The 14422-nt window shown below is 71.1% G+C and carries 15 protein-coding genes and 2 tRNA genes; 12 read left to right on the top strand and 5 right to left on the bottom strand.

Annotation, left to right across the window (positions count from 1 at the left end; genetic code table 11):
- Positions 1–64 precede the first annotated feature (64 nt).
- Positions 65–1132: a hypothetical protein gene (locus tag ABZ833_RS15910; RefSeq protein WP_361046526.1), complete on the top strand. Its 1068-nt coding sequence runs from the start codon at positions 65–67 to the stop codon at positions 1130–1132.
- A 26-nt stretch (positions 1133–1158) separates the two neighbouring features.
- Here the strand turns inward: ABZ833_RS15910 and ABZ833_RS15905 are convergent, their stop codons facing one another.
- Positions 1159–2268 carry a M48 family metallopeptidase gene (locus ABZ833_RS15905; protein ID WP_361046523.1) on the bottom strand — a complete coding sequence of 370 codons (1110 nt, stop codon included), beginning with the start codon at positions 2266–2268 and terminating at the stop codon, positions 1159–1161.
- A 99-nt stretch (positions 2269–2367) separates the two neighbouring features.
- Here ABZ833_RS15905 and ABZ833_RS15900 point away from each other — a divergent pair, with 99 nt between their 5' ends.
- From ABZ833_RS15900 to ABZ833_RS15870, 7 genes are all read left to right on the top strand, one after another.
- Positions 2368–2640: a hypothetical protein gene (locus ABZ833_RS15900; protein WP_361047564.1), complete on the top strand. Its 273-nt coding sequence runs from the start codon at positions 2368–2370 to the stop codon at positions 2638–2640.
- Between the two features lie 84 nt (positions 2641–2724).
- Positions 2725–2886 carry a hypothetical protein gene (locus ABZ833_RS15895; protein ID WP_202121161.1) on the top strand — a complete coding sequence of 54 codons (162 nt, stop codon included), beginning with the start codon at positions 2725–2727 and terminating at the stop codon, positions 2884–2886.
- Between the two features lie 63 nt (positions 2887–2949).
- Positions 2950–3588, top strand: a complete 639-nt coding sequence (gene nadD / locus ABZ833_RS15890) for a nicotinate-nucleotide adenylyltransferase (RefSeq protein WP_249589949.1) — start codon at positions 2950–2952, stop codon at positions 3586–3588.
- Positions 3589–3604: 16 nt separating this feature from the next.
- The gene (locus ABZ833_RS15885) at positions 3605–5350 is read left to right on the top strand and encodes an LCP family protein (RefSeq protein WP_361046518.1); all 1746 of its coding nucleotides are present in this window, start codon (positions 3605–3607) and stop codon (positions 5348–5350) included.
- A gap of 194 nt (positions 5351–5544) precedes the next feature.
- A complete protein-coding gene (gene rsfS / locus ABZ833_RS15880; RefSeq protein ID WP_249589951.1) occupies positions 5545–5991 on the top strand; it encodes a ribosome silencing factor in 447 nt (148 codons plus the stop codon).
- Positions 5988–6629: a histidine phosphatase family protein gene (locus tag ABZ833_RS15875; RefSeq protein ID WP_361046514.1), complete on the top strand. Its 642-nt coding sequence runs from the start codon at positions 5988–5990 to the stop codon at positions 6627–6629. The genes rsfS and ABZ833_RS15875 overlap by 4 nt, the downstream gene beginning before the upstream one ends.
- Before the next feature lie 128 nt (positions 6630–6757).
- Positions 6758–6830: transfer RNA gene (locus ABZ833_RS15870), tRNA-Ala, on the top strand.
- Between the two features lie 3 nt (positions 6831–6833).
- Here the strand turns inward: ABZ833_RS15870 and ABZ833_RS15865 are convergent.
- Positions 6834–7751, bottom strand: coding sequence for a helix-turn-helix transcriptional regulator (locus ABZ833_RS15865; protein ID WP_361046510.1), 918 nt, complete (start codon positions 7749–7751; stop codon positions 6834–6836).
- A 112-nt stretch (positions 7752–7863) separates the two neighbouring features.
- Between ABZ833_RS15865 and ABZ833_RS15860 the strand changes: the two genes are divergently transcribed.
- The 3 genes from ABZ833_RS15860 (at position 7864) to ABZ833_RS15850 (ending at position 9857) form a co-directional block, all read left to right on the top strand.
- Complete coding sequence (locus tag ABZ833_RS15860; RefSeq protein ID WP_361046506.1) at positions 7864–9342, top strand: MFS transporter; 1479 nt, start codon at positions 7864–7866, stop codon at positions 9340–9342.
- 86 nt (positions 9343–9428) lie between these two features.
- Positions 9429–9620, top strand: coding sequence for a hypothetical protein (locus tag ABZ833_RS15855; protein ID WP_361046503.1), 192 nt, complete (start codon positions 9429–9431; stop codon positions 9618–9620).
- A gap of 3 nt (positions 9621–9623) precedes the next feature.
- Positions 9624–9857: a hypothetical protein gene (locus ABZ833_RS15850; RefSeq protein ID WP_016643127.1), complete on the top strand. Its 234-nt coding sequence runs from the start codon at positions 9624–9626 to the stop codon at positions 9855–9857.
- Here the strand turns inward: ABZ833_RS15850 and ABZ833_RS15845 are convergent.
- On the bottom strand, positions 9836–11092 hold the full coding sequence (locus ABZ833_RS15845; RefSeq protein ID WP_361046499.1) for a glycosyltransferase 87 family protein: 1257 nt from the start codon (positions 11090–11092) through the stop codon (positions 9836–9838). The two genes, ABZ833_RS15850 and ABZ833_RS15845, sit on opposite strands and share 22 nt — an antisense overlap.
- 111 nt (positions 11093–11203) lie before the next feature.
- Here ABZ833_RS15845 and ABZ833_RS15840 point away from each other — a divergent pair.
- Positions 11204–11276 (top strand) — tRNA-Ala (locus ABZ833_RS15840).
- Between the two features lie 72 nt (positions 11277–11348).
- Here ABZ833_RS15840 and ABZ833_RS15835 read toward each other — a convergent pair.
- Together ABZ833_RS15835 and ABZ833_RS15830 are read right to left on the bottom strand one after the other, a co-directional pair.
- Positions 11349–12944, bottom strand: coding sequence for an NADH-ubiquinone oxidoreductase-F iron-sulfur binding region domain-containing protein (locus ABZ833_RS15835; RefSeq protein ID WP_361046496.1), 1596 nt, complete (start codon positions 12942–12944; stop codon positions 11349–11351).
- Entirely contained in the window at positions 12941–14167 is a 1227-nt protein-coding gene (locus ABZ833_RS15830) for a ferric reductase-like transmembrane domain-containing protein (RefSeq protein ID WP_361046493.1), read from the bottom strand. The genes ABZ833_RS15835 and ABZ833_RS15830 overlap by 4 nt, the downstream gene beginning before the upstream one ends.
- Positions 14168–14422: the final 255 nt, after the last annotated feature.

Raw genomic sequence — 14422 nt, 5'->3', positions numbered from 1 at the left:
AGTTGTCAGAACTTGTCGTGTACCAGGGCGTTTACCTGACCGCGCTGAGACCTACCCTGAAGGTATGGGCGGGCCAGGAGAACCACCCGAGGGGACGCCCGAGGGCGCTCCCGCCGGTGGTGAGGACGAGTATCGATCCGTCGTCTTCGACGAGTCGTTCGTCCGCGCCGCACGGCTCCAGGAGTACTCCGCGCAGGAGCGCCTGGACGATCACACGCACGCGGTGCGCCGCCGTCCCGCGCGCCATCGCCACCTGTCCAAACAGGCCGTGATCCTCGTCCTGCTGATCGCCGTCGCCTTCGGCACCGCGATCTACATGGGCGTACGCCATCCGTACCAGACCCCGGCCGCACAGCGCCCCGAGCCGCTGCGGATGACGGTCATACCGCTCGCCCCGCCGGGCCCTGTGCCGGGCGCCGAGAAGCCGGCCGACCTGTTCGCGCACAGCCAGGCCGCGCAGTTCCGGGTAGGCGCATCGGGCATCAACCTCCCTTCGGCGCACCGCACTTCGCACTTCTCGGACGGCCAGGTCATGACCGCGCTGACCACCGCCAAGGACTATCTGGTCGAGTCCTCGCTCGACCCGGACGTCCTCACCGGCGGCGCCGTGCGCTCCGCCCGGATCCTGCTTGACCCGCAGCAGCTCGACCAGTTCGACGAGAGCTTCGCGCACCCGGCGGCCGACGGACGGCACGCGCCCACGGGCTGGCTGGTGCGCTTCGACCCGACGAAGACGGCCCTCGCCACGCCCGGCATCCGGGTCCACGGCACGCTGCACGCCACGGAGACGGACAAGAACACCCTCGAGGTGACCTCGGACCACACCTTCGTCTACGCGCTGCGTCCGGCCGGCAAGGGCGAGCACGCCAAGGCCTCGCTGTTCACCGTCCGCCGCGAGCTGCAGTTCCGCTTCGACCGCGACGACCTGCGGATGCGCCAGGCCGAGCTGCTCGTGTCGTACATGCAGGCGGGCCCGCTCGCCTGCTCCGCCGACGCGGCCAACCAGCTGCGGCCGCTGCTCGCCGGGCAGAAGGCGAAGGCGGGCGGCCCCGCGGGCACCGACCCGTACGCGACGGGTGACGCCACGGCGCTGTGCGGCTCGCTCGCGGCCACCGCCCAGCCTTCGCTCTGAGGTGCTTCCCGGGGACTGCCCGGGGGTTACTTGTCCTCGGTGGGGCCGCTGCTGTCCTGGCCGCCCTGCCCGCCCTGGCCGCCCTGTCCGCCTTGCCCGGTGAACTTCCCGCGCAGCTTGCCGCCCAGGTCGCCCGCGCCGCCCGCGATGTCGTTGACCAGCTTCATCAGCGGGTCCTTGCTGTTGCGCATGTCGTCGGCGTAGCTGGACGCCGACTGGCGGAAGGAGTCCGACACCGAGGTGTCCCTGTCCTCGTCGCGGCGGGGGTAGTGGCCGTCCATGATCCGCTGGTAGTCGCGGGTCTCGGCCCACTTCTTCAGCTCGGCGGCGCGCACGGTGGTGAAGGGGTGGGTGCGCGGCATCACGTTAAGGATCTTCAGGACGGAGTCGCGCAGGTCGCCCCCGGCCTCGTACTCCTTGGCCTGCTCCAGGAACGCGTCCACGTTCATCTCGTGCAGGTGGTTGCCGCCCGCGATCTTCATCAGGCCGCGCATCGACGCCTTGAGGTCCTGGCCCACCAGGAGCCCGGCGCGGTCCGCCGACAGCTCGGACTTGCGGAACCACTCGCGCAGGGCGGTCACGATCGCCATGATCGCCATGTTGCCGAGCGGGATCCAGGCGACCTTGAGCGCGAGGTTCGTGAGGAAGAGCAGTATCGTCCGGTACACCGAGTGGCCGGACAGGGCGTGGCCCACCTCGTGACCGACGACCGCGCGCATCTCCTCCTCGTCCAGCAGCTCGACGAGCCCCGTGGTCACCACGATGATCGGCTCGTCGAGGCCGATGCACATCGCGTTCGGGTTCGGGTCCATGTTCACGTACATCGGCGGGACCTTCTCCAGGTCCAGGATGTAACAGGCGTCCCGCAGCATGGTGTTGAGGTGCGCGAACTGCGCGTCGGAGACCCGCACGGAGTCGGAGAGGAACAGGAGCCGCAGGCTCCGCTCGGGGAGCAGCCCGCTGAGCGCCTTGAAGACGGTGTCGAAGCCGGTCAGCTTGCGCAGGGCCACCAGGGCCGATCGGTCCGCCGGGTGCTCGTACGCCCGTGACGAGATGCCGGGAAAGCGCCTGCGCTGCCTGCTCGGCACGTTCTCGTGGCCACCGTCCTGCTGGCCGTGGTCGTTGTCGTCGGTCATGCCCCATCCCCCATGCTCGTCCAGTCATGCCCCCGAGGTGGGACCCAGCCTAGGCGGAGATACCGTGACAGGGCAGCACAGCGAATGGAGTCCCCCGTCATGGAGCACAGCGCCGCAGCCCACCACTGGGTCACGGAGGCGGCCGCCCTGGCCGCCAAGGAGCAGGGAGCGGGCAACCTGCTCCGCATCGTGCTGATCGTCATGGTCGTCGGCTGCGTGCTCATGGCGTGGTTCCTGCTGCGGGGCTACAAGCAGGGTGCCGACGCCGAGCCCGGGGGCCGGGACGCCGAGCGCGGGGGCGGGGACGCCGAGCGCGGCGAAGACCGTCCCGGCGGGGGAGACAAGGGCGACCGCGCGGACCAGAACGGCTGAGTCGGCGTGAGCCCGGCCGGTGCCCCCGCATACGATGGCCCCGAAGTCTTTGTCCCGCCCACCTCCGGATAGGTCCTGCCGACGATGAGCCTCCACAGCACCGCCTCCCAGCTGGTCACTCTCGCCTCCGAGGGCAAGCACGTCGACGAGCACGCAAGCATCAGTCCTCTGGTCACCGGCGGTGGCGCGTTCGTCGCGCTGATGCTGCTCCTGTGGATCACCACGCGCTTCAACCGGGACCGCTGAGCGGTCTCACGGAACGGACGGCTGGAACAGCGCCCGTCGACCGGGCCGGTAGGGTCTGCACGCATGGGAGAGCAGGACATGCCTACCGGTCCCGGTACCGGCCCGGCCAGCAAGGGCAAGCGCCGCCTCGGAGTCATGGGCGGAACGTTTGACCCGATCCACCACGGACACCTGGTGGCGGCCCAGGAGGTCGCCGCGCAGTTCCACCTCGACGAGGTGGTGTTCGTGCCGACCGGGCAGCCGTGGCAGAAGAGCGACAAGGTGGTGTCCCCGGCCGAGGACCGTTATCTGATGACGGTCATCGCGACGGCCGAGAACCCACAGTTCTCGGTGAGCCGCATCGACATCGACCGCGGCGGACCGACCTACACGACGGACACGCTGCGCGATCTGCGCACGCTCAATCCCGACACGGACCTCTTCTTCATCACGGGCGCCGACGCCCTCGGCCAGATCCTCACCTGGCGCTACACCGAAGAGCTGTTCTCCCTGGCGCACTTCATCGGGGTCACCCGGCCCGGCCATACGCTGGCCGACCCGGGCCTGCCGGAGGGCGGTGTCTCCCTCGTGGAGGTCCCGGCCCTCGCCATCTCGTCCACGGACTGCCGTGAGCGGGTCGCCAAGGGGGATCCCGTCTGGTATCTGGTGCCGGACGGTGTGGTGCGTTATATCGACAAGCGCGAGCTGTACCGCGGCGATTGAGCCGAGAGGGGCACCGGTGAACGACCGACAGTACGACCCGTATGCGGGCGGCGACCCGTATGCGGGCGAGTACGCGGCTGACCAGTACCAGGTCGTCGGGTACGACGAGTACGGCCAGCCGGTGTACCAGCAGGTGCAGCCCTCGGCCTCGTACGACCAGTACGGGGCCCAGGCCCAGCAGCAGTCGCAGCAGCAGCAGCAACAACATCAGCAGCAACAGCAGCCGCAGGGGTACGGCTACGACCCGTACGCGACGGGGCAGCAGCCTCCTGTCCCGCCCTACGACGCCTCGTACGACTCCGGTTACGGGACGTACGACCAGCAGCAGGCTCAGCACCAGCCTCAGCAGCCCCACCAGTCGCACCAGCCTCAGCAGCAGGCCGCCCAGCAGACGCAGACCGGCTGGATCCCGCAGCAGTCGCGGCAGCCGGAGCCCGAGCCGGAGCCGGAGCTGGATCTCGAACCCGAGCCCCGGCGCGGTGCGGAGCGCGATCCCGCGTACGAGACGCAGCAGTTCTCCTTCATCGAGGAGCCGGACGAAGAGTCCGAAGACGTCATCGACTGGCTGAAGTTCACCGAGAGCCGCACCGAGCGGCGCGAGGAGGCCAAGCGGCGCGGGCGTTCCCGTGTCGTCGCGCTCGTCGTGGTGCTCGCACTCGTGATCGCGGGCGGCGTCGGCTATCTCTGGTACGCGGGCAAGCTGCCCGGCCTTTCGGACGACGCGTCCGGCGACGCCGCCGCGGCGGCCGGGCCGCAGAACCGCGACGTGATCGTCGTCCACCTGCACAACACCAAGGGGGGCGGCACCTCCACGGCGCTCCTGGTGAACAACACCACGACCAAGCGCGGCACCACCGTCCTGCTGCCCAACTCCCTCGCCGTGACCGACGACGACGGCGCGGGGACGACGCTCGGCAAGTCGGTCGACGAGGACGGCTCGACCGGCACCCGGGAGTCGATCGACAGCCTGCTCGGCACCCAGGTCGAGGGCACCTGGCGGCTCGACACCCCGTACCTGAACAACCTCGTCGAGCTGGTCGGCAACATCGACGTCGACACGAACGCGAATGTGCCGGACCCCAAGGCCAAGAAGGGTCAGGCGCCTCTCGTGAAGAAGGGCGAGCAGCAGACCCTGAGTGGCCCGATGGCCGTCGCGTACGCCACCTACCGCGCGTCCGGCGAGTCCGAGACCGCGCAGCTCGGCCGGTTCGGCCAGGTCATGCAGGGCGTCCTGCGGAAGCTGTCGTCCGACCCGCAGGCCGCGACGACCACCGTCCAGTCGCTCGCCCAGATCCTGGACCCGTCGCTCAAGGAGAAGGACCTCGGCGCCTTCCTCGCCAAGCTCGCCGACCGTGCGAAGGGCGGTGACTACTCCACGGAGCGGCTCCCGGTGCAGCAGGACGGGACGCTCTCGGAGCAGGCCGGCGCGAACGTGGTCAAGGAGGTACTCGGCGGCGCGGTCAAGAACCCGGACAAGGACGCGGCCGTCCGGGTCGGCGTCAAGAACGCCTCCGGCAGCAAGGGCGCGGGCCAGGACGCGCGGATCTCGCTGGTCAACGGCGGCTACACCTTCGTCGACAGCGGCGCGGGCTCGACGGCCCAGGCGGCATCGCAGGTCACGTACGCCGACGCGGACAAGAAGACGCAGGCCACCGAGGTCGCCAAGACCCTCGGCCTGCCGGACAGCGCGGTCCGCAAGGGCAAGACCGCACCGAACGCGGATGTGTCGGTCGTCCTCGGCCAGGACTACAAGGCGGGATGAGGGCACGGCGGCATTGACGGCACGACGGCATTGACGGCACGGACCCCCGGCCGGGAGCCTTTCCCGGCCGGGGGTCCGTGGCCTTCCCGGCGCGGGTGACGCAGCAGACAGGGTGATCGAGCGATGGCCGGGAGTGCTGTCGGCGGTCCGTGAGACCCTTGGTGTGTCTTGACCACCTGAAGGAAAGCTCACTAGTGACCGCCACGGACCGCTCCATCGAGCTCATCAAGGCAGCCGCACAGTCGGCCGCCGACAAGCTCGCGCACGACATCATCGCGTACGACGTCAGTGACGTGCTGTCGATCACCGACGCCTTCCTGCTCGCGTCCGCGCCCAACGACCGCCAGGTCAAGTCGATCGTCGACGAGATCGAGGAGCGGCTCAGCAAGGAGCTCGGCGTCAAGCCGGTGCGCCGTGAGGGCGACCGCGAAGCCCGCTGGGTCCTCCTGGACTACGTGGACATCGTGGTGCACGTCCAGCACAGCGAGGAGCGTGTCTTCTACGCCCTCGAGCGCCTGTGGAAGGACTGCCCCGAGATCGAGCTCCCCGCGGACGCCGTCGCGACTCGCGGCAAGGCCGCTGAGCACGCCGAGCAGCGCGCCGCGGAGGAGGCAGCCGATCTGGACGGTGAGCTTCGGTGACCAACCGCGGCTGCCGGATCATCCTGTGGCGGCACGGCCAGACGTCCTGGAACCTGGAGCGCCGCTTCCAGGGCTCCACGGACATCGAGCTGACCGACACCGGTGTCTCGCAGGCCAGGCGCGCCGCCCGGCTGCTCGCCTCGCTGAAGCCGGACGCCATCGTGGCGTCCGACCTCAAGCGGGCGGCGGCCACCGCGAGTGAGCTCGCCGCCCTCACCGGCCTGGAGGTCACGCACGAGCAGGCCCTCCAGGAGACGTACGCCGGTGAGTGGCAGGGCCTGACGCACGACGAGATCATCGCGCGCTTCGGCGACCAGTACACCGCGTGGAAGCGCGGCGAATCGGTGCGCCGGGGCGGCGGCGAGCTCGAGACCGAGGTCGCCGACCGGGCCGCGCCCGTCGTGCTGCGCCATGCCGAGAAGCTGCCGGAGAACGGCACGCTCGTGGTGGTCAGCCACGGCGGCACGATCCGTACGACCATCGGCCGCCTCCTCGGCCTGGAGTCCCACCACTGGGAGGGCCTCGGCGGGCTCTCCAACTGCTGCTGGTCCGTGCTCGGCCAGGGCGCGCGGGGCTGGCGCCTGCTTGAGCACAACGCCGGCACGCTGCCGGAGCCGGTGCTCGGCGACGACGATTAGCCCTGGACCGGGCGGGTGCGAGAGCCGCTGGTCGGAGGGCCTGAGAGGGCCCGTCACCCGGATTTCACATTCCGGCTCGTCGCAGGCTAAAGTTCTTCTTGTTCGCCCGCCGAGCGGGAAGAACACACGGGGCTATAGCTCAGTTGGTAGAGCGCCTGCATGGCATGCAGGAGGTCAGGAGTTCAATTCTCCTTAGCTCCACAATCAGGATCCCGTCCTCATCAGAGGGCGGGATCCTTCCGTTTCCCCAGCCCCTTCCGTTTCCCCAGCTCCGTCTGCTTCCGGGGGCCTGAGCTCACGCAGCACGGCCGACCGCCTGCGGCTCTCCTCGTCGTCCGGTGTGTACGCCACGATCCGGCACTCCGGCATGCCGTTGATGGACAGCGAGACCGACGTCATGCGCAGCTCACCGACCGCGTCGTGCCGGAACGTCTTCACGCGCGGCCCCGGCGGCGCCACGTCGCCGCTCTCCCACAGCGCGGCGAAGTGCGCGCTCGCGGCGGACAGGCGGCGTATGAACCCCTCCCAGGCGGGCTCGCCCACATGCCGTCCGTACGAACTGCGCAGCGTCGCCACCATCACCGGCAGCTCCTCGTCGCGGAAGACCAGCGGGCAGACGGGATCGGGCGCGATGAACAGGGTCCACAGCACGTTCGGGACGCCGAAGGCCTCTATCTGCGGGACGAAGAAGAGATCGCGATAGGCGGGGTTGGTGGCGAGGATGTCGTACCGCGCGTTGTAGACCACCGCCGGGCGGGGGTCGAGGGCGTCGATGATGCCCTGGATCTCCGGGCCGACGGCCTCGGGGGAGGGGGCCGTGCAGTCCGGGGCGTACGGCACGTCGGCCAGGTGGTACAGATGCTCGCGCTCCGCCCTGTCGAGGCGGAGCGTGCGGGCCACGGCGTCCAGGACCTGGGCCGACGCGTTGATCGGGCGGCCCTGCTCCAGCCACGTGTACCAGGTGACGCCGACTCCGGAGAGCTGGGCGACCTCCTCGCGGCGCAGGCCCGGCGTGCGGCGGCGCAGGCCCGGGGGCATGCCCACGTCGGCGGGTGTCACCCTGGCCCTGCGGCCGCGCAGGAAGGCGGCGAGCTCCGGCCTGCGTCGCTGAGTCGTCCCCATCGTCGTCACATCCCCCATCGTCGGTCCACGCCCCCGGCCTTGCCAGGTGCTGTCAGTACCAGCATCAGCGGGCTCTCGTTACCCGTACCAACTCGCCGTCACGCTCGGTGTCATGACAACGACCACCCCGTCCACCGCAGCGGATCCCGCTGGTTCACGTCCCGCATCCAGTAAAGCCCCCGGCACTGACACTCGCCCCGGGCGGCTTCTCGCGGTCGTCATCGCCGCACAGTTCATGGCGCTGCTCGACGTCTTCATCGTCAATGTCGCCGCGCCCACCATCCGTACCGAACTGGGCGCTTCCGGCGCCGGGTTGCAGCTGGTGATCGCCGGATACACCATCACGTACGCCGTGCTACTGATCACCGGAGCGCGGCTCGGCGACCGCCTCGGCCACCGTCGCGTCTACCTCATGGGCCTCGCGGTCTTCACCGCCGCCTCGCTCGCCTGTGGACTCAGCCAGGGCACGGGCGAGTTGATCGCCTTCCGGCTGCTGCAGGGCGCGGGCTCGGCGCTTCTCATCCCGCAGGTGCTCAGCCTGATCCAGCGCAACTTCACCGGCGAGGCGCGGACGAAGGCGCTCGGCGCGTACTCGGCCGTGCTCGCCGTCGGGGCGGCCGCGGGGCAGGTGCTCGGTGGGGTCCTCGTCAGCGCCGATCTGTTCGGCACCGGCTGGCGTCCGGTGTTCCTGGTGAACGTTCCGGTCGGCGTGGTGCTGCTGGTCATGGCGCGGCGGGTGCTGCCGCGTGACGCTGCCAGGAAGCCGGGGGAGGGGCGACGGGAGCGTGGGCTCGACCTGCCGGGGCTCGTGCTGCTCGGCGGGGCCGTGTCGTTGCTCACCGTGCCGCTCGTGCTCGGCCAGCAGGAGGGCTGGCCGCTGTGGTCCTGGCTCTCGATGGGTTCGGCCGTGGTGCTCTTCGTGCTCTTCTGCGCGTACGAGTCCCGGCTCGCCCGCGGCGGCGGGGCGCCGCTGATCGCGCCGCGGGTCCTGCGCATCCCCGGCATGGGCCTCGCGGTCTTCCGGATCACCGCGGTGATGGCGGTCAACGCGGGCTTCCTGTTCGTGCTCACGCTGCACTTCCAGGGCGGCCTCGGCTACAGCGCGCTGCGCGCGGGCCTGACGTTCGCGCCGACCGCGGTGGTCTTCGGCGCGGTCGGCCTGACCTGGCGCCGCTGGCCTGCGGTGGCCCAACGGGCACTGATTCCCGGCGGTTTCGCGCTCACCGCGGTGTCGGCGGTGGCGGTGGGGTTGCTGCTGCGGGACGGCGGGGAGGGCGGACTGTGGCTGTATGCGGCCTTCGTGGGCATCGGCGCCGGTCTCTCCCTCGGGTTCAGCCCGACGCTCACCCGGGCGCTCTCCACGGTGCGGCCCGAGGACGCGGCGGACGCCAGCGGACTGCTCTCGACGGTCGCTCAGCTCGGCCAGCTGATCGGTGTCGCGTGTTACGGCGCACTTTTCCTCAACCGGCTTGAGTCACAAGGGGCTCCGGGGGCGTATTCATCCGCGGACGCGCTCCTGGTGTGTGCGTACGCACTGGCAGGGGCGGCCGCACTGGGCGCCGTGTCCGGACTGGTACGACTGCGTCGCTGACCGGGTCGCTCAGGCCGTGGCAGAATCGGACAGCCGGAAGGGGACCGCACCAGACCACCGATTGTGACCCGACGGGAGGGAGAGCGATGCCTGCGAGCATCCTCGATGGGGCCGACCGCCCCGTCGCAGCGGCCGCGCCGTGTCGCGCTGCCGCTCCCTTCGCGGCGATCACCCTCCTGACCTGTCCGTCCTGCGGTTCGTCCCATGTCGCCCAAGTGCTCGGCGACAACGGCGGTGTCTCGTACGTGTGCACGGCCTGCGGCCGCAGCTGGAGCTGATTGATGGGTGCACACAGGCGGAAGTGCGACTGGTGCGGCAGTGGTACGCCGATCGTCCGCGACATGGAACCGGTCAACCCGGACTATCAGTACTGGTGCGAGGAGTGCGCGCGGGCGCTGATCATAAAGGGCGACCCCATCGAGACGTACCGCGAGCTCGAAGGGGAGCCGATCTATGGCCGGCTGCTCGACGAACACTGCACGCTCAAGCGCTTCTATTCCTTCGCCACGGCCTGATCCACCGGCGGGTCCGACGTCCGATTCCGTCCGGCTCCTTGCAGCAGGAACGCGAAAGCGGTCCCTACGTAGAGGGCGGACAACGTCATCTCGCCATAGTTCTGGCCGAGTTCAAGCCGTCCCACGCCGTGCGGAACCCACCACAGGGCGTACGAACAGAAGACGAGGACCACTGCGCCGGTGGCCGCCCACCGGGCCCGGCCGCCCCGGCGCGGCGCGTCCGTCCACACGAGCAGTGCCATCGGCACGCACCACACCCAGTGGTGCGACCACGACACCGGGCTGACCAGGAGCGCCGTCGCCGCGCAGGACACCGCCGCACGGGCGCGCTCCCCGCGCAGCGCGGCGTGCACCGAGACCGTGAGGCCGAGCGCGCCGACCGCCGCCGCGGCCACCGCCCACCAGATGCCGGGCTCATCGGTGTGCAGGAGCCGCGCCAGGACCCCGCGCAGTGACTGGTTCGCGGTGTCCTCGGCGAGCCCGACCCGGCCCGCCTCGAAGACCATGCGGGTCCAGAAGCGCCGGGAGTCGTAGGGCAGGACGGCGGCCGCGAGCAGCGTCGCGCCGGCGAACGAGACGGCCGCCACGCACGCGTGCCGCGTCGGCGGGCGCCAAGGCCCGCGCCGTACGGCCTCGGCGGCGCCGGTGAGCAGCAGGAACACCGCGAAGAGCGCGGGCGTGAGCTTGATCGCCGCCGCGATGCCGATGCCCAGGCCGGCCCAGCGGTGGCCGGGCCGCCGTGACAGGTCCCACAGGACCAGGACGGCGAGCAGCAGATTGATCTGGCCGTACCGCAGCGTCGTCCACACCGGCTCGGCCCAGACCGCGAGGGCCGACACCCACAGGGCGGTCTCCACGCGCGCGTGGCCGACGCCTCCGGCGGTCGGTACGGGCCCGACGAGTCGCAGTGCGAGGTGCGTGAAGGCCACCAGGAGGAGCAGGTTCCCCAGCGTCGCCAGCGTGCGCATGTCCGCCGTGTCCAGGAGCGTCAGCGGCGTGAACAGCAGGGCGGCGAACGGCGGGTAGGTGGTGGGCAGATGGGCCTCGGTGGTGCGCAGCGCATAGAGGTCGCCGCCCGCGCGCACGGTCTCGCCCTCGGCGCGGTAGACCATCAAGTCGATCATCGAGACATCCGCGGCGCGCTGCGCGAGCCAGAAGGCCGTGAAGGAGAGCAGGCACGCCCCGGCGGCGAGGGGTACGCGGCGGCGGGCGCCGACAAGCGCGATCACGGTCACGAAGGCTGACAGTACCGGCCGTATCCGTACAGACCGGAAACGATTTGGTGGAGCACGGGGAGGAGCGTGTAATGTTGGCGAAGCCGCCGGGGGAACCGGGCGGACAGGCAAGGGGCTATAGCTCAGTTGGTAGAGCGCCTGCATGGCATGCAGGAGGTCAGGAGTTCAATTCTCCTTAGCTCCACAGAAGATGAGAGCGGGCCACCCGGATCGGGTGGCCCGCTTTCGTGTGTCTCCTAGTCGGTCCGTCGGCGGGTCATGACCGTCCGCTGCCGAGCGCCCTGCGGCCCCGGCCACGGCCCGGCGGGAGCGCGAGCGGCAGCGCCGTGCGCGGCGAGGGCGCGGACGGGTCCTCCTCGATGCGCAGCGCGAGCGCGGGGCAGCGGCGTACGGCACGTGTGGCACGCGCTTCGGAGTACCGCGGTACGGACGCCTCCGCGACGCCGGGGAAGCCGTCGGGGCCCAGCTGGATCAGCTCGGGGATGATGTCCGCGCACAGCCCGTGGCCCTGGCAGAGCGTCCAGTCGACGGCGAGCCTGCGGCCACTGGGGGCCTCGGCCTGCGAGACCTCCTGCTGGAGCGGCAGGACGCCCTCCACGGGGCGGCCGCAGCCGCCGCCCAGGACATGCGCGGCGAGGTCGTCCGTGAACGCCGTGATCGTGGACTCGATGAAGGCCGCCGTGCCGTCGGGGTGCTTGCAGGCGCCGCGCCGCTTCACGGCCCGTGTCACCTCGCGCAGCGCCTCCAGGGCGGTGGGGCCACCGCCGTCCAGGACGTCCGCGAGGCCGCGGGCCGCCGCCGGAAGGCCCAGATAGCAGGGGCCGCACTGCCCCGCGCTCTCGGAGGCCAGCCAGTTCGCCACGTGCAGTGCCTCCCCCAGCGGGCAGGTGCCGGGGCCGATCGGCAGGATCGCGCCCGCGCCGAGCGCGCCGCCGCAGGCCTCCAGGGAGGCGCGTGAGACGACCGCGTCATGAGCGGTGATCGCGTCGAGCCACTTGCCGTGATAGCCGCCCGTCAGGACGCCCTGGGGGAGCGGCGGCGCACCGGCCAGCTGCAGGACGTACCGCAGGGGCACTCCGGTGGGGACCTCGACCACCATGGGCCGTGCGACGGCTCCGGAGACGGTGAGCAGCACCGTGCCGGGCTCCTCCCGCAGGCCGGTGCGGCAGTAGCGGTCGGCGCCGATCCGGGCGGCGACCGCGAGCTGGGCGAAGGTCTCCGCGTTGGACAGCAGCGTGGGTGCTCCGCCCACTCCGGAGTCGGAGGTACGCACCTTGCGCCCCGGCGGCATCGGGGGGCCGCCGTCCGCCGAGCGCACCAGGGCCGACGACTCGCCGGTCACCATGCGCACCGGATTGCGCTGCACGCGCGCGCGGATGCTCGATCCGCGCCGGTTGGTCAGGCCGCGCTCGGCGAGCGCCGCGAGCATCGAGGACTCGGTGGAGTCCCGGGTCACGCCCACCACGAGGGTGCGGGCCCCCAGGGCCTCGGCGGCAAGGAGTGCGCCGTCGAGGATGAGGTGCGGTGCGCGGTTGATCAGGACGGTGTCCTTGCGGCAGGCGGGTTCGTCCTCGCTGCCGTTGACGACGACCACGGGGCGCACGCCCCGACGTATCGCCGCGTCGGCGACCGCGCGCAGCTTCTTGGCGAAGGGGAAGCCCGCACCGCCCCTGCCGCGCAGCGAGATGGCCTCGGAGAGGCCGGCGAGGGACTCGCCCGCCATGGGTTCGAGCGGGCCGTGCACCTTCAGGTGCATCGCCAGGTCCAGGCGCTCGACCAGGTCGAAGCCCGAGGTCAGGAGCGGAAGCCCGACGACGCGGACTTCGGGGACGTCGGGCAGCGACGCGTTCACTTGTTGCCTCCGGTGGCGGCGTTCCAGGGCTCGCCCGAGCTCGGCGCCTGGAAGGTGTTGGGCAGCGGTTCGGTGGCGGGGCCGCTGTCGTACGGGGCTTGGTACGGCGCCTCGTACGGAGGGTTGTGGGCCGCGTCGTACGGGGGGTCGTACGGCGGCGGGTCGTACGCGGTGTCGTGGGAGCGGTAGGAGGTGTCCTCGAAGCCGTACGCCGTGGAGTGGGTGTCGTACGGCGGGTCGTACGGGATGTGCGGGGCCTCGGCCGGGGGAGGCGGGGACGGGGCCGGCCAGCGGGGCGGCGGGGGGTCGGTGCTTGGCACGACCTCCGTGGGCTGGTTGGTGGAGGCGAGGACGCGGTAGGCCGCGGCGATGCCGACCACCGGGGGCGGGTCGGAGGCGGCTTCGGGGGCGCGGCCAGGAGCGGCGGCCGTGCCGGGGAGCGGGGACTCGGCGGTGTCCCGGCGGACGGGCTCCCGGTTGCGGGCCCTGCCCTCCGGTTCGAGCAGGGCCAGGATCCGGGCGGCCGCCTTCCGCTTGATCGGGAGCGGGGCGGCGCGCAACGCGACCGCACCCGCGACGGCGACCAGGCAGAGGCAGTACAGGGCAATCACCCACGGCTTGGGCGCGCGTCCCGCGTACAGGCCGTGGATCAGGGCCGAACACCAGGCGGGGTAGGCGAGCATGTGCAGCGCGCGCCAGCGCGACGCGACCTGGACCGGGGACGCGAAGGCGCTGCGCAGGGCCCCGGTGACGCCGGTGACCACCATGAGGAGCCCGGCGAGCGAGCCGAGGCCGATGAGCCCGTCGCTGCCGGAGAAGCCGAGCCCGAAGGGGATCAGGGCCCCGACCGGCGACACGTGGTCGAGCGCGAGTTTGACGCTGACGTGCAGCAGAAGGAAACCGATGGACGCGACGGCTGTGGCCCGGTGCACGGCCTGGGCGAGCAGTCGCTGACGTGAGTGCAGGAAGAGCCGGTCCGAAGCGACCAGGCCCCAGACGACGGCGGCGGTCAGGGAGACCAGGGACAGGACGCCGGTGGTGAAGTCGAGGGCGGCGCGGAAGGCGTCGCTCCCGAGGACGACGAGCAGGGGTATCAGCAGCAGCGCGGCTGTCGTCAGGACTCCGCGCGTGGTTCTGCTCGGTTCGGGGAAGGCTGCGAACGAACGGCTCTGGCGGTTGGTGCGGTTGGTGCGGCTCTTGCGATGCGGATTCAGAGGGTTCATGGGGGCGACTCCGAAATGGCTCGATCGCCGCATGCTAAGTGGCCGCATACCAGTGAGTACGAGGTTTGAGTTATTGCGTTGTTATCTAAACGCGATGCGATCTTGGTGTTGCCCCGATAGCGGTCGGTACGCGGAGTAACCCTTGGCCAAAGGTTGGGTTCCGAGCCTCCGGTGGAGCGCGGAGCGGCACGGGGCGGCGCGGTGGAACCTCGTCGCGGGCCGCGCGGGCGCTGCGGTACCCTGACGCCATGCGTG

Source organism: Streptomyces sp. NPDC047525 (genome assembly GCF_040643025.1).
Lineage (GTDB): Bacteria > Actinomycetota > Actinomycetes > Streptomycetales > Streptomycetaceae > Streptomyces > Streptomyces durmitorensis.
This window is presented reverse-complemented; position numbering and strand designations above follow the sequence as displayed.

What these genes read in the sequence shown, in the direction of transcription:
- ABZ833_RS15855 (WP_361046503.1), top strand. Translation starts at nt 9,429, where the DNA reads ATGCCTGCGAGCATCCTCGATGGGGCCGACCGCCCCGTCGCAGCGGCC.
- ABZ833_RS15850 (WP_016643127.1), top strand. Translation starts at nt 9,624, where the DNA reads ATGGGTGCACACAGGCGGAAGTGCGACTGGTGCGGCAGTGGTACGCCG.
- ABZ833_RS15860 (WP_361046506.1), top strand. Translation starts at nt 7,864, where the DNA reads ATGACAACGACCACCCCGTCCACCGCAGCGGATCCCGCTGGTTCACGT.
- ABZ833_RS15865 (WP_361046510.1), bottom strand. Translation starts at nt 7,751, where the DNA reads ATGGGGACGACTCAGCGACGCAGGCCGGAGCTCGCCGCCTTCCTGCGC.
- nadD (WP_249589949.1), top strand. Translation starts at nt 2,950, where the DNA reads ATGGGAGAGCAGGACATGCCTACCGGTCCCGGTACCGGCCCGGCCAGC.
- ABZ833_RS15830 (WP_361046493.1), bottom strand. Translation starts at nt 14,167, where the DNA reads ATGAACCCTCTGAATCCGCATCGCAAGAGCCGCACCAACCGCACCAAC.
- ABZ833_RS15895 (WP_202121161.1), top strand. Translation starts at nt 2,725, where the DNA reads ATGAGCCTCCACAGCACCGCCTCCCAGCTGGTCACTCTCGCCTCCGAG.
- ABZ833_RS15910 (WP_361046526.1), top strand. Translation starts at nt 65, where the DNA reads ATGGGCGGGCCAGGAGAACCACCCGAGGGGACGCCCGAGGGCGCTCCC.
- ABZ833_RS15900 (WP_361047564.1), top strand. Translation starts at nt 2,368, where the DNA reads ATGGAGCACAGCGCCGCAGCCCACCACTGGGTCACGGAGGCGGCCGCC.
- ABZ833_RS15905 (WP_361046523.1), bottom strand. Translation starts at nt 2,268, where the DNA reads ATGACCGACGACAACGACCACGGCCAGCAGGACGGTGGCCACGAGAAC.